The 18,312-nt window shown below is 55.0% G+C and carries 17 protein-coding genes; 11 read left to right on the top strand and 6 right to left on the bottom strand.

Annotated features, from left to right (window positions below):
* The first annotated feature begins 58 nt into the window (after positions 1-58).
* From FHW17_RS24595 to FHW17_RS24570, 6 genes are all read left to right on the top strand, one after another.
* Positions 59-1,717, top strand: coding sequence for a YadA-like family protein (locus FHW17_RS24595; RefSeq protein ID WP_182511040.1), 1,659 nt, complete (start codon positions 59-61; stop codon positions 1,715-1,717).
* Between the two features lie 61 nt (positions 1,718-1,778).
* The gene (locus tag FHW17_RS24590; protein WP_182511039.1) at positions 1,779-2,606 is read left to right on the top strand and encodes an invasion associated locus B family protein; all 828 of its coding nucleotides are present in this window, start codon (positions 1,779-1,781) and stop codon (positions 2,604-2,606) included.
* Between the two features lie 48 nt (positions 2,607-2,654).
* A complete protein-coding gene (locus tag FHW17_RS24585; RefSeq protein WP_182511038.1) occupies positions 2,655-3,122 on the top strand; it encodes a DUF4189 domain-containing protein in 468 nt (155 codons plus the stop codon).
* A 62-nt stretch (positions 3,123-3,184) separates the two neighbouring features.
* Complete coding sequence (locus FHW17_RS24580) at positions 3,185-3,325, top strand: hypothetical protein (protein ID WP_182511037.1); 141 nt, start codon at positions 3,185-3,187, stop codon at positions 3,323-3,325.
* A gap of 105 nt (positions 3,326-3,430) precedes the next feature.
* Positions 3,431-6,874, top strand: a complete 3,444-nt coding sequence (locus FHW17_RS24575) for an autotransporter outer membrane beta-barrel domain-containing protein (RefSeq protein ID WP_182511036.1) — start codon at positions 3,431-3,433, stop codon at positions 6,872-6,874.
* 99 nt (positions 6,875-6,973) lie between these two features.
* A complete protein-coding gene (locus FHW17_RS24570; protein WP_182511035.1) occupies positions 6,974-7,258 on the top strand; it encodes a hypothetical protein in 285 nt (94 codons plus the stop codon).
* Between the two features lie 17 nt (positions 7,259-7,275).
* Here the strand turns inward: FHW17_RS24570 and FHW17_RS24565 are convergent, their stop codons facing one another.
* From FHW17_RS24565 to mobC, 5 genes are all read right to left on the bottom strand, one after another.
* Entirely contained in the window at positions 7,276-7,530 is a 255-nt protein-coding gene (locus FHW17_RS24565) for a hypothetical protein (protein WP_182511034.1), read from the bottom strand.
* A complete protein-coding gene (locus tag FHW17_RS25485; RefSeq protein ID WP_182511033.1) occupies positions 7,530-8,777 on the bottom strand; it encodes a type VI secretion protein ImpB in 1,248 nt (415 codons plus the stop codon). The genes FHW17_RS24565 and FHW17_RS25485 overlap by 1 nt, the downstream gene beginning before the upstream one ends.
* 150 nt (positions 8,778-8,927) lie before the next feature.
* A complete protein-coding gene (locus tag FHW17_RS24555; protein ID WP_182511032.1) occupies positions 8,928-9,272 on the bottom strand; it encodes a hypothetical protein in 345 nt (114 codons plus the stop codon).
* Between the two features lie 129 nt (positions 9,273-9,401).
* Positions 9,402-12,893 (bottom strand): LPD7 domain-containing protein, encoded by a 3,492-nt coding sequence (locus FHW17_RS24550; protein WP_182511031.1) that lies wholly within the window; start codon positions 12,891-12,893, stop codon positions 9,402-9,404.
* Positions 12,886-13,278: a plasmid mobilization relaxosome protein MobC gene (gene mobC, locus FHW17_RS24545; protein ID WP_182511030.1), complete on the bottom strand. Its 393-nt coding sequence runs from the start codon at positions 13,276-13,278 to the stop codon at positions 12,886-12,888. The genes FHW17_RS24550 and mobC overlap by 8 nt, the downstream gene beginning before the upstream one ends.
* A gap of 447 nt (positions 13,279-13,725) precedes the next feature.
* On the opposite strand from mobC, the gene FHW17_RS24540 reads away from it, so the two are divergent.
* The 5 genes from FHW17_RS24540 (at position 13,726) to FHW17_RS24520 (ending at position 15,638) form a co-directional block, all read left to right on the top strand.
* The gene (locus FHW17_RS24540; protein ID WP_182511029.1) at positions 13,726-14,412 is read left to right on the top strand and encodes a ParA family protein; all 687 of its coding nucleotides are present in this window, start codon (positions 13,726-13,728) and stop codon (positions 14,410-14,412) included.
* A gap of 2 nt (positions 14,413-14,414) precedes the next feature.
* Positions 14,415-14,735: a hypothetical protein gene (locus tag FHW17_RS24535; protein WP_182511028.1), complete on the top strand. Its 321-nt coding sequence runs from the start codon at positions 14,415-14,417 to the stop codon at positions 14,733-14,735.
* Positions 14,736-14,801: 66 nt separating this feature from the next.
* On the top strand, positions 14,802-15,023 hold the full coding sequence (locus FHW17_RS24530) for a DUF2312 domain-containing protein (RefSeq protein ID WP_182511027.1): 222 nt from the start codon (positions 14,802-14,804) through the stop codon (positions 15,021-15,023).
* Positions 15,023-15,235 (top strand): hypothetical protein, encoded by a 213-nt coding sequence (locus tag FHW17_RS24525; protein ID WP_182511026.1) that lies wholly within the window; start codon positions 15,023-15,025, stop codon positions 15,233-15,235. The genes FHW17_RS24530 and FHW17_RS24525 overlap by 1 nt, the downstream gene beginning before the upstream one ends.
* 1 nt (position 15,236) lies before the next feature.
* The gene (locus FHW17_RS24520; protein ID WP_182511025.1) at positions 15,237-15,638 is read left to right on the top strand and encodes a hypothetical protein; all 402 of its coding nucleotides are present in this window, start codon (positions 15,237-15,239) and stop codon (positions 15,636-15,638) included.
* A gap of 265 nt (positions 15,639-15,903) precedes the next feature.
* Here FHW17_RS24520 and FHW17_RS24515 read toward each other — a convergent pair whose 3' ends face one another.
* Entirely contained in the window at positions 15,904-17,889 is a 1,986-nt protein-coding gene (locus tag FHW17_RS24515; protein WP_182511024.1) for a ParB/RepB/Spo0J family partition protein, read from the bottom strand.
* Positions 17,890-18,312 lie beyond the last annotated feature (423 nt).

The following is an 18,312-nucleotide window of genomic DNA, read 5'->3' as shown; positions in this document are numbered from 1 at the left end:
CACACCGGCCCGCCCCATAGGGATGGGCCACAACGGTCAGAACCGGAAAGCATTTTAAATGAGAAGCGTAAAATTTCTACTCTCTGCAACAGCGCTGACTGCGCTGGCATGGTCAATCGATACACCTGCCTCTGCCGGACAGGTTACAGGAACACAAGGTTGTGTTCTCAAAATTGGCGAGCAAGGCAATGTCAACGATGTTTGCGAAGGCCGAACCGCAGGCAGCAAGAACTCGTGGGAACTGGCAAAGTTCGTTACAGATGACCAGATCAATCCCGCGCTCGACAATTTGCAGAACCAGATCAACAACCTGAATAACAGGGCAACAACCGCAGCTACGGATGGATCAACCATTGTCGGTGACGGTTCTGCAGGCAATCCGATCAGGCTATCAGACGGTGTCAAAAACACGATCGATGGTCACACAAACCAGATCAACAACATCAACGCAGTCAATAACCGCCAGGACACGACCCTCAGCAATCACGAGACCCGCATCGGCAAAAATGAGGGTGATATCACCAATATCAACAACGTGAACAAGGCGCAGGATCAGAAGCTTGCCGATCAGGGCGACCGTATTACCAAAAATGAGGGCGATATCACCAATATCAAGACAGATATTACCGACATCAAAGCTGTCAACGCACGGCAGGACCAAACCCTTGATGATCACGAAAAGCGTATAACCAAGAACGAAACAGATATTACCGACATTAAAACGGTCAATACGCGCCAGGATGTGACCCTTGCCGATCATGAAAAGCGGATTGTCAAGAACGAGGGCGACATTGCCGGCATTCAGGATGGCGCCGTGTTCTACAATCGTGATGCAACCGGCAAAAAGACCAGTGGCGTCACGTTCAATGACGGCACCGGCAATCCGGTCAAGCTGGGCAATGTTGCTGCCGGTACCACGGCAACGGATGCTGTCAATGTGAGCCAGCTCTCCGGAGCGTTGGATGGTCTTGGCGGCGGCGCAAAAATTGGACCCGATGGCAAAGTCACAGGACCAACTTACAACGTCGGCGGTGCCACCTACACCAATGTCGGGGATGCGTTGAAGGCGACCAACAAGCTTTCAGTCCAATATGTGCCTGACGCAAAAGGCAATCCCACCAACACGGTTGCGCTGACGGGCGACGGCACAGGACAGCCGGTCAAAATGACCAATGTCGCAGCCGGATCGGCCGATACCGACGCCGTCAATTACGGACAGGTGAAGAACAATATTGGCTATAACACCAATGCGGACGGTTCGCGTGGCAACAGCATCACATTGGTTGGCGGATCGAAAGGCCCTGTCCTCATCAGCAACGTTGCTGACGGTGTTTCCAGTACGGATGCAGCCAATGTCGGGCAGGTGAAAAAAGCGCGGGATGAATCCTTCCGCTACACCGACGAAAAGGTCAGCGCCATCAAGGACTATGCCGATAGCCGCATAGGCGATCTTTCCGGCAATATCCGTTCCGTGCGCAAAGAAGCCCGCAGCGGCATCGCCTCGGCAACGGCAATGGCAGGGCTTCGCTACGATGACCGGCCGGGCAAGGGCAGCATTGCCGCCGGAATGGGCGGTTTCAAATCCTCGACAAGCATTGCAGCTGGTGTCGGCTACACCACGGAAGACGGGAAGTTCCGCCTGAACGGCTCACTTGGATACGGCTTTGAGGATTCAAGCCTGTCCTGGAATACCGGGGCATCTTGGACGTTCAACTGAGTGTGAGCAAAGGGGCCAAGGCTGAGCGTCGTCAGCCTTGGATTTCTGAAAGGAGAATTTCATGCGGACTTTGATCCTACTTTCGACGGTATTTGTAATGACGAGCGCCGCAGCCGCAGAGCAAGCCGATAGTGCCAATGTGGGCGAGAGAATTGACGCTGCAACACCCGTTATTCAGCTTGCCTCTCTGCTCGAACCGGGTGAGACGCCGGAATGGGGCGATCTGATCAAGGTTGATCGTCCCTTCGGTTCATGGTCGCTTAAATGCGATATGCGCCCATCGCTCAACAAGCGTCTTTGCTCCACCGAGCAGGTTGTGGGGGACGGGCAGACGCAGCTGGTTGCGTGGCGGATCGCCATGTCGGCGGATTACAAGCCGATCGTGGTTTTTGCCCTTCCACCGGTTCTGAACATCGAGACCGGTCTGCGTATCGGCTTTTCCGGGCTCGAAAAAACCATTCGGGGCAGTGAGTGGTCGTGCGGTTCCAACAGCTGCATCGCTTCGTTTCCTTTCGAGGGCTTTGTCCAGGCGGCAATTTCAGGCGCAAAAGAATTGTCCTTCTCCTACACTTATCGGGAAGGGGAGACGAACAAGCTGGTTGACGCCAAGTCTTCAATGGCTGGTTTCCAGGAAGCTTTGAATGCGGCCGCCAAAGATCCGTTCGGGAAGTTTGTTCCCATCAAACCGGAAAAGCAGGCGGAACTGAAACCTTCGGATGATCCCGCAAAGAAAGTGGATGCAACTGAAACCGCCGCCGTTGCAAAGGTTGATGCCGTTACGCCCGCCAAAAACAAGTCCGGCGTCAAAGTGGCAGCGGAAAAACCGCGCGTTAAGTCATCCAAACCCGCTCCAACGCACAACATAACGCCGCGTGACGGCCTCTATTGAAGCTTTTCAACCCGCGGACGACAGATTGATCGAGAGGCATGAGCCGACATGAACATGAAGAAACTTACCAGCATCTTACTGGCCGCGACGCTTGCGAGCAGCAGCGCATTTGCCGCCGATCCGATCGTCAACGACGGGATACCTGAGCCATCGGCGATTGATCTGGCCGGGAAAGGCATTTGGGGTTCCATCGCTTATTCCGGCGTTGACCACAAGCGCGGGATTTTCTGGGGTGCAAACACCAAAGACGAGGCCGAAGCTGCAGCCGTCAAACATTGCGAGCATGCAGGCGGAAAAGCCTGCAACGTTGCCGTGACATTCCGCAATCATCGCCACGGATCTGACAATGATGGTTCGGGCTTTCCCTACGAGCCATGTGCCGCGCTTGCCGCGGGCAATGGAGCAGCTCGCAAATGGGGAGCGACATCTGCCCCTACTATCAGGCAAGCGCAAAAAGCCGCGATCGCGCAATGCGGATCTGCGAGCTGCAGGATTATCGAGACTATCTGCACCTGACCAATCGAACACATAGACCGGCACCTTTATCCCGGCCGGAGCGACAACCACGGAGAATACACATGCCTTACGAAGATCCGAAGCGTAGCCAGGAAGAACAAGCACCTGAACAGCCGGAACGTAAAAAGACGGTCGAGGAAGACAAGGGCTATTGGCCTGATCCGGATCGTGACGATCAGGAGAAGTTGCGCGACGATCTCTGATCGCGGACTTTTATGAGCTGGACCGAAGCGCGCCAACGCTTCGGTCCATGGCTCCAAAAAATCCACCTGAACAGCAAATTCGAGACAGATCGGGGAACCGGACTTATGTCTATCATAGACTCATATTCATTAAAAACTTATCTTCGCTCGGGGCTGGCGACGTCCATTCCCGCGCTTCTGGCAGCTGCAGGCAGCTTGTCGCTTGCGCATCCTGCCTATGCCGGCTGTTCCTCCCTGCCGCCCTTCCAAAAAGGCAGCACCATTGATTGCTCCAGCACGACCGGTTCCAAGATCAATCTCGGACCTGGTGGGGCGGAGTTGAATCTTGGCGATAACGGATTGAAGTTCAATCTGGAGAATGTTGATGGAGTTATCGCCTACACACATGCGACTAATTCAGCGGCTGTGAACTTCGGCTCCGGTAATGATGCCATATCAGTAAAGCAGGATGGGTTCGGGCTCTCCAGCTTTATGCACGAAAACCGTAATGGCGGTACAAACTCTGCGCTTAACCTGGGAAAAGGATCGTTCGACATCAGTGTGACGGCACTGAATGGCGGCACGGCTGACCTCGTCACAGGAGGCTTTGACGGCAACAAGGGATTTCGCTTTGGCAATTTTACTTCCAGCCTCGGCTCGGGAGAGACAGGCAGGATAACCATCTCGGCCGACAATAACAGCAGTGCTTCTCTGGTGCGCTCGGAAAACGGAGGCGGTGCGTCCTATTTTTCTGATGGCTCGATAGTAACGGGCGCAAAAATGTTCATCGACATCACGGCAACCAACAATTCCTTTGCCACACTGGCCTATGGCCGCGACGGAAGAACGTCGGCCGGGACAGGCCCCAGTACCGACGTGATCAATGTCCGGGCGCAAACGGGCAGCGTTGCCAGCATCGTCAACGGCGTCAATGTCGGATTTAACCTGGCGGATGGTGACGACACTGTCCACCTCATTGGTGATGGCGGTGTCGCTTACGATATTGTCAACGATCCCAATGGCGTGCTGATGGGCGGCGAAGGTAATGACACGTTCACAGCCACGGCAACTGATAAAGCCGGTTCCGGAGCACACTTTACCAATATCTGGGGTCAGAACGGCGACGACAAAGTCATCCTCGACGGCAAAAACACATCCATTCGCTCCTTTGACGGCGGCAATGGCAATGACACCCTGATTATCCGCGATGGTACGATCCTAAACTTCTTCAAGGGAGGTGCCGGCGATGACAGTGTTACTCTCATCGGCGGCGTTAACTTTGCGGCCGCTTCCTTGGACGGTGGCGCCGGCAGCGCGGATGCCATCAACTTCCAGCTCTTCTCCGGATCAACTGCAGACGATCAGCTGAAGAACTTTGAATTCATCAACGTCACCGACAGCGCTTTGACCCTTGGACGGACAGTGACAGGCACGGTCAATGTCGCCAATTCCAATGTCACCCTGAGAGACGTGTCGGCCTCGGTCGGTGTCGCCGGATCCGATGGTATCGAAAACATCACGATTGAAAACGGCACCACGCTTGGCGGCGTGGCGCTTGGCCGGGGCAATGACAGTCTTGTCGTCACGTCATCGGCCGACATTACCAAACTTGGAACGCTCGATGGCGGAGCTGACGACGATTCGCTCACCATGGAGAAACAGTCCGGCACACTTGGCGATGACGCCATTCGCAATTTTGAAACGATCAACATTGCATCAAGCCAGCTGGATCTCGGTCGCACTCAAACGGATATTCTCAACCTCGAAAATTCCACTGTTGGCTTACGCAATGTCAGCGTTACGGGCTCAATCATGGGCTATGATGGCGAAGAGAACGTCACCATCCATGGTTCAACCCGGGGTGACCGCATTTCTCTTGGCGGCGGAAGCGACACCGTGATCGTCACAGCTTCCGCAAACACAGACAATTTCAGGGAAATTGACGGCGGGACAGATGCCAAGGGGGCTCAAGGTTTTGATCGTCTCCAGCTCATTGGGCAATCGACGGATATTGCGAGGACAAGGCTGGAGAATTTCGAGCTGATCGAGCTGCAGCAGTCGGTTTTGAAACTCGATCCATTGCGCGCGCTGACAGCAGGAACCATTGATATCGATGCCGCCAGCACGGTAAGCGGGCATGGATCGACGCTCATTGACGGCGACGTCATCAATGCCGGTCGCATTGCTCTTGATGACCAGGCGGCACGCGATTTGCTGACCATCACTGGGGATTATAAAGGTTTGACCGGCTCAACCATTACCGGCGATGTCGGTTTTGACGGACAGGCCTGTCCATCCGATTTTGTCCGGATCGGCGGTAACGCGAGCGGAAGCACAGCGCTGCGGCTGTCAGCCTACGGGGCTTCAGCCTGCAACCGGAAAATCCCTGTTATATCGGTGGGTGGCATCACGGACGGCACCAATTTTACCAGTGATGACGTCATTGGCGGTCTTTACGTCTACAAGCTCGCATACGACGCGACAGACAAGACCTATAAGCTGGTTACGCAATGGCCTGAACCCAAACCTGAGCCGAAGCCCGAACCCAAGCCGGAAATTCCTGTCGTAACGCCTGAGCCAAAACCCGAAGTGCCGATCGTTACGCCGGAACCCTGGATTTCACCAACCATTGACGGATACGCCAACATTCTCTCATTGGCACAGCTACAGGGGCGGAGCCTTGCGGATGGTCTCTATACCAGAATGGGCGGTCTTCGCTCCAATGACGCCGCGGATCTTCAGGCAAAAGGTTTTGCAGCCTGGAGCCGTCTTATTGGCGGAACCGGAGCGATTTCACCGGAGCCCGGCGTCAAGGCAGACTTTGACCGCAAGACGCTGCAGGCCGGGATAGATTTTGATTTCTCGACCCTGGTTTCGTCTGGCACATTGGTGGGCGGCGTCTTCGGCGGTTACGGATGGCTCGATGCCTCGATGGCCACCCGGCCGCATATTGATATCAGCCTGAAGGGTGGCCATGCCGGCATCTATGCCAGCTATTGGCAATCCATCGATGAGGGACTCTGGATTGATGCCCTTGCTGCCTATCAGTTCAATGAGGCAAGCCTTTCCGCAGGCGGACGGCATGGCGCTGACATCGATGTAAATGGCTGGATCGGCAGTCTCGAAACAAGCTACCGCTACCGTCTTGCCTCCAGTGACGCGACCCGTCTTTGGATCGCTCCGGTTGCACAACTCCTCTATCAGGATGTTGCCTTTGATCGTTTCACTGACAATTTCGGCGCGACCGTCCGTAAGTTGTCTGGCGATTCATTGATGCTTCTGGCCGGACTGAAGCTGGAATCGGAAACAAAGTTCGATAGCGGACTGGTCTTCAGACCATGGCTCAGAGCGGACCTCGCCTATGAAGCACTCGCTGAAAATGCCGTTTCCGCTACGGATGGCGTGAACACCCTGCAAGGCATTTCCGACATGCGCGGCCTATCCTACCGGGTCTCTGCAGGCGCAAAGCTTGAGTTCAATTCAGGAGTTTCCGCCTTCGGCTCAATCGAATATACGGGCGAACGATCACGTGACCTGTCGGGCAGGATTGGGCTTTTGGTCCAATTCTGATCGGCCTCTGGTCGATGATACAGTATCAAACGTGGCGGTTCTCTGCAGTATCTGCCACGTTTTTCAATCAGCGAGTAATTGAAAGGCTACGTTGCAAAGATGATTAAAAGGGCGACCAAACAGGAATTGATGGTTCTGCGCCGTATTCCTTCAGCCAATGAAACGCATGGTATTGAGATTGCCGAGCTGATCGATCTCTTGCGTGCCTCGCCAAGTGCAACCCGGCACGTCCTGCTTCGCCTCAGCGAAAAGCAGCTGATCCGCACGGATACGCAGGAGATGAGTGAAAGATCCCATTGGTGCGCGCGTACCGATGCCGGCGATCATGTCCTGATGACGCAATCTGCGAAATCCATGCGCAACCTTTACCGCGATGCCGCCTGAACAGACGACCGGCATCTTCAGGCGAGGCCGCCCACAAATCCGCTCATCTCGTCGAGCCGCACCATGGCGATCCGGACGCTGCCCTTGCAGCCTCTCGCCCGGCATTTTGCTTGTCGCTCTACTTCATCGATAAATAGAAATTCACGCTCCGGAACGACACATATCATCGACTTCGTGAGGTAGCGCACGTGACCGCACTTCCTGCAGGTGAGTTCGAGCCTTTGATTGTCGGCAAGATCCGACACACGGACGTTTTGCTTCCAGCCCTTCATCACCAGAAATCCTCGGCCGATGGGATACGGGTATAACTGATCTTGCCGCCGACGTGACCGCCCTTGGGTGGGTCCCATTTTCCAAGACTGACGACAGTGCCTGAATATTTGCTGTTCAACACGTCGATGGCGGCATTCGCGCTTTCCCATTTCTGGCGCAGGGCATCGTCATTGAGCAGCAGGTCGAGCTGGCGCTCATCGGATGGAGAGATGTCATAAAGCGTGACGCCTACCCGAAACACTGTCAGCCCTTTCGGATATTCACGCTCAACCAGGTGCCACAAATCGGCAAGAGCATAGAGGATTGCCTGATCATCGTTGACAACGGGAAGGTGTCGTTTGCCGAACCATGATCCGTCACGAATGGACAGCCAAAGCCATAGTCCACTCGCATAGTAGTTTTCGCGGCGCATGCGTCGTGCAGCTTTCGTCAACAGCAGACGCGAGATCTCGCGCGCTCCCTGGATAGTCCGGCTGTCGGGCGGCAGGACGCGGCCGTGTCCAAACATGCCGCGTTTGGAGGCCGGTGCCTGAATGTCGTAACCGTGGAGGGCGTACCATAACCGTTCGCCTGTAACATTGCCCCACAATTTGCGCATATGTTTCGGCTGCAGGTTGTAGAGATCCTGTGTTGAATAGATGAATGATTTATAGAGGCGCTTTGCCATGTTGCCGCCAACCCCTGGAATATCTTCCATGGCAACGGCATACAGTGGCGCCGGCATCGCGTCCGGATGCCAGATCGTAACCCCATTGGGTTTATCGATCTTACAGGCGATCTTGGCAAGTTGCCGGTTAGCTGCAAAGCCAATGCTACAGGTAATGTATGGCCCGATATTGTCTGCGATCGCCGCCTTGATCCGCGCTGAAAGCAAGTGGGGATCCGTGCGGCCGCTTTCATCCAGACGGCAGGTCAGCTCATCAATGCTCTTCGCCGTATCAATCGGAATGATTGTCTCTATCTCGGATAGGAGAGCATTGTGCGCGCGCCGGTAAAGGTCCGGTTTTTGCGGGACAAGTATGATGTCAGGGCAAAGCTTTTTCGCCTCCGGAATCGACATGACGTTTTTCACGCCGAAGAGCTTTGCTTCGCGCGAACAGGCTATGACGGCGGTTCTGTCCGTACCTTCAAACGGTACGACGCCCACCGGCCGACCACGCAATCGGCGGTCGCATTGCTGCTCGACTGAGGCGAAAAATCCATCAAAATCCGCATATAAGCGTTCTATTGTTTCGGGTTTGCGCACGTATGCTCTCTCCTGTGATTTTCACAGCAAGTGAGGGTCAATCTGAATGTGTGAGAAGTGGCCGCAGCGCTTCCGTGTTCTACAAATGTTCTCAACGCATCGCGGAGTCAAGTGGCTCAATTGGGAATTTAATCACAACAATGTCGCACATCATCTTTTGTTGAGGCGCATCGTAAGCCAGGTATCGAGTTCTTTCAAATGCTTGCTCGATATTCCTGGCTGTCGCAACAGGATCGCGAAAGAACCTTGAAAAAAGCCTTCCACATCTCTTTGAGTGAAGTGATCCTTGTCCAGACACGCGGCTATGCCCCGCTGGATTGGCTCTGAAAGCAGGGTGGACGGTGACGCCTGTCCTGAAAGCACCAGGTCCTTGTTGAGCAGTTGCTGTTCATGTGCGATTTCCGCAAGAATGATCTGTTTGACCCGCGTCGGATGAATCTCGTGCAGCGTTCCAATGTCGGTGAAGGTAAGACCCAGCCTCAGCTGATCAAGCATGAGACGGTTGCGGGCGGTTTTGCGCTGACTGATGTTTGGACTGGGCGAAGACATATCTGTGACATGAACGTTACGGGTTGTGAAGGAGAGGGCTGGCCGTGGTTTGCCAGCCCTCGAGCAAATAATATTTTACTGCTTCTGACGCTGCCTGCCGCTCTTCTGGCTTTCAGCCTTCTGCAGCTCTTCGCGCTGTTTCAAAAGTTCAGACTGATCCTGCGCCATGCGCTCAACCTGCGGCGACTGGTTGATATCCGTGGGCATGGGGCGCTTTGGATCTGTTTCGACCGCATTCTCTGCACGGCGCGCTGCGCCAGCTTCTGATTGGGTCCGGTAGGCGTGATCTTCGCCGCCACCATCAAAGGGCCGCTCGTTGGAAGCAGATGATGTATTGGCTTGGGCGGTTTCCCGAGACGCCTCATTCTCCACGCGGGTGCGCACCGTCTCAAGGCCGAGTTTGATTTCACCTTCAGTGCGGATGGGTTTTGCCCGTTCTGCTCTTTCCTGAGCTGCCTGTTTATCCTGCTTGTCCATCTCATCCTTCAGAACCTTTTCCTGTCCTGCTTTTTCGACAAGGTAGGCATTTCCGGATCGGGCAAGCTGTGCGGCCTGGGACAAAGCTTCGCCATGGGTTCGATCCGCAACTTGCCGCTGTTCCGGATCAGTGATGAGGAAACGGGCATTCCATGTTTCTTTCACCCTATCCCATGCCTCCGCTCCTTGCTGCCGGGCAACACCGGCATCCACGAAACCTGGAGCCTTTGCAACTTCGCGCGCTGCGCGGGCTGCTTCCTTCTCGCGTTCACGCTCGAAGCGTGCGGTCTCGGTCTTGAGCTTGTCCTGCAGCTCTGGATTGGCGATTTTAAAGCCATGTTCGGCCGCAACGCTGACTGCGAGATCCTTGTCGCGGGCTGTACCAGTGACGGTTATTTCACTCCACTTCTTCGTAGCCTCTTCCATAGCGAGACGGACGGCTTCACGATCCCTGCGATCATTGATCTTGACCATGGCTCCCGTATCCGTGAACGCCGGTGACTGGCTCTTTGCCGGATCGGTCGGAATTTGGGACTGGTCTGCTGTTGGGGTCGTTCTTGTCTGAGTAGCCGTGGGCTCATCCTTAGGTTTATCTGCATTTTGCTGCTCTGGTGTGCCGGCTGCAAATCCCGGCCGCTCAGCTCGCACGCGCTCGAGGCGAGCTGTCTCGCGTTTGATCTGGTCCTGCAGTTCCGGATTGGAAACCTGGAACCCATGTTCGGCCGCCAGCTCAACGACGAGCGCTTTGTAGCTTGACGTACCTGTAACCGTCAGCGCACCCCACTTTTCATGACTGACCTGCATGGCGGCAAGAACCGCGGACCGATCCTTCCAGTCGTGGATCTCGACCTTTTTGCCATTATCGACGAACGCAACCTTGCCGATTTCACCGTCACTGGAGACATGGGAATAACGGATTGTCTCGCCGCGTTTCTCTGGAACAAAACCGGCAATGTCCTTCGGCTCCGGCTCGACATACCGGCCGCCTTCAACGGCTCCGCGTTTGCGCTCGATATTCATCTGTGTGTTGAGCAGCCCGCGCTGCGTCTCAACCATTTTCTTTTTGACGTTTTCCACCTGCGGCAGAAGTTCGACGGGCAGGGTTTCCTCGACGATCTTCATCTGGGCGTTGATATCATCAAAGGCTGTTTGCATGGTTTCATAGTTCGGCATGTCGGTCATAACTCCTGTCATTGCTGTGGGACGGGAAGTATCGCGCTGCGCCGCTCCCGTTGCGGCCTGTTCAGCGCGGTTTCTGAATTGAAGGATTGTAGCCGCCAATGGCTGCTCAAGTGGTTTGCGCAAAGCTGCCAGTTCCGGGCTGACCACGAATTGGTTGAGCACATCGGTGCGCGAGGGCTTCAGCGCTGCCAACTCGGCCGCAGACACATCGATATAGGAAACACTGCCGCCGGAACGGGCGGCGAGGGCCATGGCTGCATTCTGATCTCGGGTGAACAGCGGCGAACTGGTAAGCGCAGCACCTGGCCGGTCGGCGCGATAAAGCCGTGTTGCGCCGGCGGCGAGGGCGGGTTCAAAGCTCTTGGATGCAGCGATCGCTTCCACGGCGCGCCATCCCTGCAGAACTTCATTCGCCCGCTTCTTTCCTTCCTCGCGGGTAGGGATGTGAGGCGTTCCAGATCGAACGGCATCGACACGGCGCCGGACACTCTCCGGAGCAACACCGCGCTCGACCCGCCTGATGTCTTTCAGTTTGTATGCGGGCGGATTGGAACGCTCGAAACGGCTGAGTGCATCCATGGGAATATGACGCTCGCGTGCTTCTTCGGCGAGGGTTTCTCGGTAGCGCTGCAAGTCCTGAATCTTCGGATCAAGCCGCTCGCCGGTTTGCGCCTTCATCTTGACGACGGCATGAACGTGAATGTGCTGTTTGTCCTCGTGCAGGGCGAAGGCATATTGGTGCCCGGCAAATTCCCGTGCAAGCATGGCCCGGGCTGCATCAAGAAATGCATCCTTATCCGTGCCGGGCTTGGCGCTGAGAATGATGTGAGCAACATCCCGCTGCTCTCTTGAACGCAGATCCCGCTTCCAGTCTTTGGCTTCTTTCAGATTGGCCTCATGCCCTATCAAAGTGGTTGCGTCGGCAAACCCGCCATCTCTGGAAAGCCGCATAGACTGGACAGGGCGGGTGCCGCCGCGGGTCATTTGTGTGAGGTATCGCGCAGTGCCTTCAACACCATGGGCAAAGCCGCGCACTTCCATATCCGTCTCCATGCCAAAGGCACGATCAAGCCGATCTTCCAGTCCTGACAGTGATTTGCGGTTATCGAAAATGCGGATGGATTTTGCCTCATCGCCCTGGCGTCGAGCCGCGGCACTCATGACGATTTCAACCCGCGTTGTACCATCCGGGAGTTCTTCCGACGCCCAAGCAAAGCGATGACCGGGCAGGGCCTGGCGGAGGGCTGATTGTATCTGTACCTGACCGCCTCTTCCGCGAAACTCACTGCCCTCAACATCGAGAACAATCCGCAGCACGTCATTACTGGGTTCGCGCGTCGGTTCTTCAGCTGTCCATTCTCTGGCCAATGAAGCAATGCGCTCCGATCCTTCAACCTTGCTGCCGTCCTCGCGTTCCAGGGTCAGTTCGCCATTGCGGCTCTGATACTGAACCAGTGAATTCACGCGGCTGCCGCCTGCTGCATAGCTTGCGATCTTGACAACGGCTGCCTGCGATCCCGACGCCACTTTCACTTTTGCAGCAATCGGATCGGCGGGTTTTGCGCCTCCTGCAGGCGATGCTGATGCTGACGACTTCGCGCTACCAAGCGCAGATCTCGGGGAGGCGGTTGCACCGCCTCCGCCGCCAGCCTGCGATGGTTTGCGCTTCTTCCATTCGTCTTCAAGCGAGGTATCGATCAGGCGGGCACCGGTTTTCACGGCGACGCCGGACCGCGGCTTGCCACTCGTCGAACCGGTCTTGGCAGGCCGCTTCTTTTTTCGCTTCACTGGAGCATCGAACACACCCTGCTGGTCAAGATGTGCATCAATTGTCGCCTGCCGCAATGACCGACGGCGGAAGGTCAGTCCTTCAAGCCCTGCAAAAAGATCGTCCATTTGATCAATCATGATGGATTCCGATACGTCGCTGAGCGCGCTTGCGGGCCTTCGCACACAGTGACCGGTAGTCTTCGGATTGAGTAACCAGCTCCTTCGTCAAGCGTCCGATACCAGCATGCAGGGTTGGATAATCAGGCGTCCGGCCGGAGTTCAGAATATATGCAATCTGGTTGATGTTCACGCCAATTGCCTTCAGCTGACGGGCGTATTCGCGGATAGCATCGCGGGTTTCGGCGTCATAAGTTGGACCGAAGCCGGCTGCTTCACGTGCCAGTCGCCGCAAAACCTCACTGATGGTCAGGCCATGCTCACGGCTGAACGCCGCAAGATTGGCCAGCTCATCCTCTGACAAGCGAATACGAACAGATTTCGTACGGGTAACACTTCGCGCCATCTCTACGTCTCGTAACCTTTTTCATGTTCCGGGCGCCCTTTAGGGTGACTGCCGGAACATGGTTTGAGCCAGCCCGGCGAGGGCACACGGAAAAACGTACACCGTTTTTCCCTATCCTGCCATCTATATATCTATTTATTTCTCTTTTTTTCTACTATCATTGATACGAATTGTAGATGCTCATTTGTTTTGAGTGGCCTCCTATGGACGATACGGGACGGTGAGTACCAATGGTCCACGATGGCCCATGGGCCACTGCAGGCCTTATGGTCCAAAGGGCACATATGGACTACAGGGGCCATTGTGGCCATAGAGTCCATATGGCCACAATGGAACTAGCGGTCCACAGGGCCTCGAAGGGCCATAGGGGCCATCCGTTGACACTCTTATCTATATATGTTTTTGTTTGCCTGCTTTTATCGCAATGACACAAGAGGAACGGACCATATGACGATCATCGCTTTCGCCAACAGCAAGGGTGGGGTCGGTAAATCGACCCTTTGCACATTAATTGGATCCGAACTGGCTGCGCATGGTAGTAGGGTGTTGATCATTGATGCCGATGCGCAGCAATCATGCTTGCAATGGGCGGAACGATGCAGAGTGGCCGGGACACTGCCAAACGGCTTGCTGGTCGAGCCTGTCACCAAAGTGCAGGAGTTGACAAAGCGCCTGCACACTCGTGACGATGCAGATATCATTCTGATCGACGTGCAAGGCTCGATGAATGACCTGCTGACCACTGCAATCGTTGCCAGTGATCTCACGATTGTGCCGACGAAGGCGACGGTCATGGAAGTGGTCGAGACGGTCAAGCTTTTTGAGTGGGCGAGCAATTTGAAACGCGCGCCTTTGAGATTGGTCTTAAATCGCGTGGAAGGTATCGACCGAAATACTGTCGCATTTACCGATGCAATCGCCTTGATCAGGCAGCACCGTCTTTCCGGCTTATCGACGCTGATCCTGTCTCGAAAAGTCTACGAGCAGTTTTCCAAGGACGCCGGGACACTCTCACAGATCGGCAAGGATCCAGCAAAGACGGAGCAGGTGACCAAGGCGCGCAAAAACATCGCCGACCTGATTGGCGACATGCTGCAGGCGATCAATGATCTCAACGCAGTGGCCGCACAATAGTCATGACAGACGATTCCGTACCCAAATTCACATTGCCAAAAACAAGGCGTGACTTGTCAAATCTGGATGAACTTTTGGTTGGAAGCATATCCCCATCAAACGGGCAATCAGCGCGACGAGAATCCCCGAGCGAAACAACGGCAATCGAACGTGGTGACAAGAACAAACATTCGTCCCGCTCAGATCAAAATGAGTCAAGATCAATGCTCAAGCTTATTCTTGACGACGATCTGATCCTGGCAACGAAAGTGCGCGCCGCAGAGCAAAAAACAACTGCTCGTGCAATCGTAAGTGAAGCACTTCGGCAATACCTGAAATTGTAGCCCTCGCGTGCGTGTGCGTGCACGCACGAGGGAATGGCGAATAATCACCCTTTGGAGAGCCTGCGAATGAGCAATAGCAAACTGCAGAAAATTGTCGAGAAGATCGAGCGGTTGGATGAGACGATTAAGGACCACAATGCCGAAAAGTCGGATGTGTACAAGGAAGCCAAGGGCGATGGCTATGACGTGAAGGCCTTGCGCAAGGTCATCGCCATCCGGCGCAAGGGCTACCAGAAGCATGAAGAAGAGGAAGCGATTGTCGAGACCTATCTGGCGGAGCTGGGCTGATGGCAGACAAACCATTGCCGACACCACGTCAGCTCTATCTTGATGGACTGAAGGAACTGGCTGCAGAGCATGGCAATGATTATGCCTTTCTGACGGCTGCAACCACGATGGCAAACCTGCTGGCCATGGCCAGCATGGCCATGTACCGGCTGTCCGCTCCGCCGCTGTTCCTGCCGCCTGAAGCTCCGCCAACAAAACGGAAGAAGCATTGAAATGGCGGTGATGACGAAAATCGTCATCTATGGTGGGACCGGCAGCGGCAAGTATGTTCTTGCCCTGCAGTTGAAGCGGGACAATCCGGTACTGGGAGAGCCGATCCTGCTCAAGTCTCCTTCCGAAGTACGCCCGTTCCTGCAATCGCCGCATTCGGGCATAGGCATCATTCATGCATTGAGCGTGGCGCATATCATGACGAAAAGCCATGAAATGGAGTTTGGTCCAGTCCTGTTTGTACCCGCACCCAAAGAAGTCGAGCAGTGGGGCGATGAACTTGCGAATGATGCGGCGGCCTGGGACTGGCTCATGGGCATCAACACCGCTTCCAATACAGATCTTGACAAAGAGGCTGCGCAATTGGCCGCTGCATCAGTACCGGCTCAATCATCCACGAACTGAAATGTGGGTTTTTCAATTAGCCATTATTTCATAATATTGTATAATATCAATAACTTAGTTCCATAATTAAGGTTATGCCAGATTCACAAAAACCAAAAATCCCGGCGAGCGATAGCGAGCCGGGATCTGATGGCTGAAGGCGCGGGAGAGACGCGGCTTTCAGAGAAAACGTGCAGGTCGCGGGCTCGATGCCCGCGACCTGCACGAGGGCGGACGACAATGTTCAGTTCGACGGATCGGGGCGGCTTACGCCGCCCCTCGCCTGTTACTCTGCCGCCTGTTCAAAGTCACCGTCTTCGAACTCGCCCACTTCGCACGGATCAATATCATCGTCCTGCTCGATGTCGTCCATGTCCTCCGGATCGGCTGCAATGACGGCATTTGGCTGGTTGATGCGAAGGTGATCAGGCAACCAGCTGGTATCTTTCACCAGACGTTCGGCAATGATGACGGCTTCATCCTTCTTCTTGGCATTGGCAACGGCAAGCGCTGCCTGTTCTCCAACTGCTTCCTTAACGGCTATCTGGATGCTGTTGCGGTTAAGATGCTTGAACAGGCTTTCCCCTGTCGGTTGATACCAGCTGGCCATGTCGATCTTGAGGGCTTCGGCCAGACGATGACCATGGGTAACGGCATTGCGGTTGGCATCATGTTTGAGTTCGACGACATTGATGGACTGTGCTGCGGCGAATGCAAGCAGGTCCAGAAGTTCCTCTGTCGATTGCTCGAGGCACCACTCCCACAGGGCAACCGGATCGCCGGGGATGCGCTCGCTGATCTGGCTTTCCCGCTGTTCAACTTCGATCTGAGCAATGGCTCCGCCTGTCAAATCAACACGCTTGCCCACAGCTTCATAGCTCAATGAAATTTTGAGACATGTCTGTGCATCGTACCGCGATGCGCCGCCAAGCTTCTGCAACAAGGCATGAACCGTTGCAGCAAGCGCCACATGGCTGTTGTTCATCAGTTCTGCCCGCAGGATCGCGGTTTTCTGTGCGGACAGGCTTTCGATCAGCGTGGCGGAGTACAGGATTTCGGCCTTGCCGCTGCCGTTGCCATTCGCACCTGATCCATTGTTCGCACTGGCACCCCTGCCCTTTTCCGTCTGTTCCTCGCGTGGCAGATATCCGCGCTGGATATTCGGCTTTCCCTGATAATCCAGCGAAATGAATGTGGTGCCAGTCGCTATTATCTCCGGTGTGAAAACTTTTGCCCGTCTGTCGATGGCAACCATTCTTTGATCAATGGCCCCTAGCCGCAATTCCGCGTCATCAATTGCATTGTCATCGAAGGCACCGGCCTCGATCTGCGTTTCCAGATCATCATACTCTGCCTGGAACTGGTCATATTCGGCCTGTTCTTCTTCCGTGAGCGGCATCTGTTGCGGCCAATAACGCTGCATATGGCAGGTGCTTTCGTGGTCGTATTCCGCAATGATTTCCACGTTCAGCCAGCCTTCGGCTTTCACTTCCTCCACAACATCCTGCAGTTTGGCCGCTACCATGTTTTCAAGCTTGCTGGCATCAAGAACAAGACCGCTGTCAGCCTCATCAAACAGGTCACGGCGCACCTCGCCGCCCGCTGCTTCAAAAGCCGTCAGACCACCGATAAACTTGACACGCTTATCGGTCGCAGGAATTGCTTCTCCAGTTAATGCTCTGCGGATCGCATTGCCATCCCGATAATAGGACGATGACAGTTTGGACCAGATGTCTTCCTGCAATGCGTGATCATCACTGACAGTGAAGGCTTGCAACTGTTCAAAGCTGATATCTTCATCGCGATAGAGTTGCAGAATGACGGGGGACACCTTTGCCAGTGCCAGACGCTGTTTGACGTGATGTTCTGTCTTGCCGAAGCGAGCGGCAATATCAGCCGTTGTTTTGCCTTCCTCCGCTAATTTTGAAAACGCCAAATATGCATCTATCGGGTGCATGTCTGAACGAACGATGTTCTCTGCCAGACTGATTTCCGTGGCTTCCTCTTCTGTGCGCACAATGCAGCGGACGGCATGCGACTTTTTGATATCGCCATTGGCTGCCAAGAGCTTGAACCCTGCCCACCGCGTTCCACCGGCTGTCACGAGGTAATGGCCTTTTTTGTCGCCTTCTCTCACGACAAGGTTTTGAATCTGCCCGTTGGCTTTGAGGCTTGCGGCCATTTCTTCAATCGTTTCTGTTGGCCGTGTCTTGCGTGCATTGTTCGGGTCAATGTCGAGCTTATCGAGTGCAATCGTGATTGTATCGGTCATTTGGATATCTCTCCTATCCGGTTGTCCGCCTGATCGACGGCGGGCAGAGGCCCTTCGCCTCTGTCCCTGCCGCGTCGCAAGCAAGACACGGAAGTACGGGGGGCAAACCGAAAATTGACTGGGGTCCCCGTCTGACCGAAGGGAGGACAAGGCCTGAAAGGCCGCAGGTCTGCACAAACGAAAGCGAAGCTGGAGTGCGGAAGATCGGGGATGTCTATTTTCTGTTTGGAGGGGCGTAGAAGGCAGTCGCCTTCTCGGGCCCCCTCTTACTCGCGTAAGGAAAATACGCAGCCGGTGTTCCGGCTCTTCCCATTTAATCAGACACGAGGCGGAGCGCGTAAATCAACGGACGCTGTAGGGATGCCGAGTGCCTGTCTTGCGAGAGCGATCGTAACCCCTTTGTGGGCCGAAACTGCCTGCAGG

Source organism: Phyllobacterium sp. P30BS-XVII, from assembly GCF_014138335.1.
GTDB classification, from domain to species: domain Bacteria; phylum Pseudomonadota; class Alphaproteobacteria; order Rhizobiales; family Rhizobiaceae; genus Phyllobacterium; species Phyllobacterium meliloti.
The sequence above is the reverse complement of the archived record's forward strand: the minus strand, read 5'-3'. Positions and strand labels throughout refer to the sequence as shown.

Bases quoted from the DNA above. Each gene is read 5' to 3' on its own strand.
- FHW17_RS24570 (WP_182511035.1), top strand. From the start codon at position 6,974: ATGATTAAAAGGGCGACCAAACAGGAATTGATGGTTCTGCGCCGTATT.
- FHW17_RS24575 (WP_182511036.1), top strand. From the start codon at position 3,431: ATGTCTATCATAGACTCATATTCATTAAAAACTTATCTTCGCTCGGGG.
- FHW17_RS24550 (WP_182511031.1), bottom strand. From the start codon at position 12,893: ATGATTGATCAAATGGACGATCTTTTTGCAGGGCTTGAAGGACTGACC.
- FHW17_RS24595 (WP_182511040.1), top strand. From the start codon at position 59: ATGAGAAGCGTAAAATTTCTACTCTCTGCAACAGCGCTGACTGCGCTG.
- FHW17_RS24530 (WP_182511027.1), top strand. From the start codon at position 14,802: ATGAGCAATAGCAAACTGCAGAAAATTGTCGAGAAGATCGAGCGGTTG.
- FHW17_RS24555 (WP_182511032.1), bottom strand. From the start codon at position 9,272: ATGCTTGATCAGCTGAGGCTGGGTCTTACCTTCACCGACATTGGAACG.
- FHW17_RS24540 (WP_182511029.1), top strand. From the start codon at position 13,726: ATGACGATCATCGCTTTCGCCAACAGCAAGGGTGGGGTCGGTAAATCG.
- FHW17_RS24565 (WP_182511034.1), bottom strand. From the start codon at position 7,530: ATGAAGGGCTGGAAGCAAAACGTCCGTGTGTCGGATCTTGCCGACAAT.
- FHW17_RS24525 (WP_182511026.1), top strand. From the start codon at position 15,023: ATGGCAGACAAACCATTGCCGACACCACGTCAGCTCTATCTTGATGGA.
- FHW17_RS24515 (WP_182511024.1), bottom strand. From the start codon at position 17,889: ATGACCGATACAATCACGATTGCACTCGATAAGCTCGACATTGACCCG.
- FHW17_RS24585 (WP_182511038.1), top strand. From the start codon at position 2,655: ATGAACATGAAGAAACTTACCAGCATCTTACTGGCCGCGACGCTTGCG.
- FHW17_RS24580 (WP_182511037.1), top strand. From the start codon at position 3,185: ATGCCTTACGAAGATCCGAAGCGTAGCCAGGAAGAACAAGCACCTGAA.
- FHW17_RS24535 (WP_182511028.1), top strand. From the start codon at position 14,415: ATGACAGACGATTCCGTACCCAAATTCACATTGCCAAAAACAAGGCGT.
- mobC (WP_182511030.1), bottom strand. From the start codon at position 13,278: ATGGCGCGAAGTGTTACCCGTACGAAATCTGTTCGTATTCGCTTGTCA.
- FHW17_RS24520 (WP_182511025.1), top strand. From the start codon at position 15,237: ATGGCGGTGATGACGAAAATCGTCATCTATGGTGGGACCGGCAGCGGC.
- FHW17_RS24590 (WP_182511039.1), top strand. From the start codon at position 1,779: ATGCGGACTTTGATCCTACTTTCGACGGTATTTGTAATGACGAGCGCC.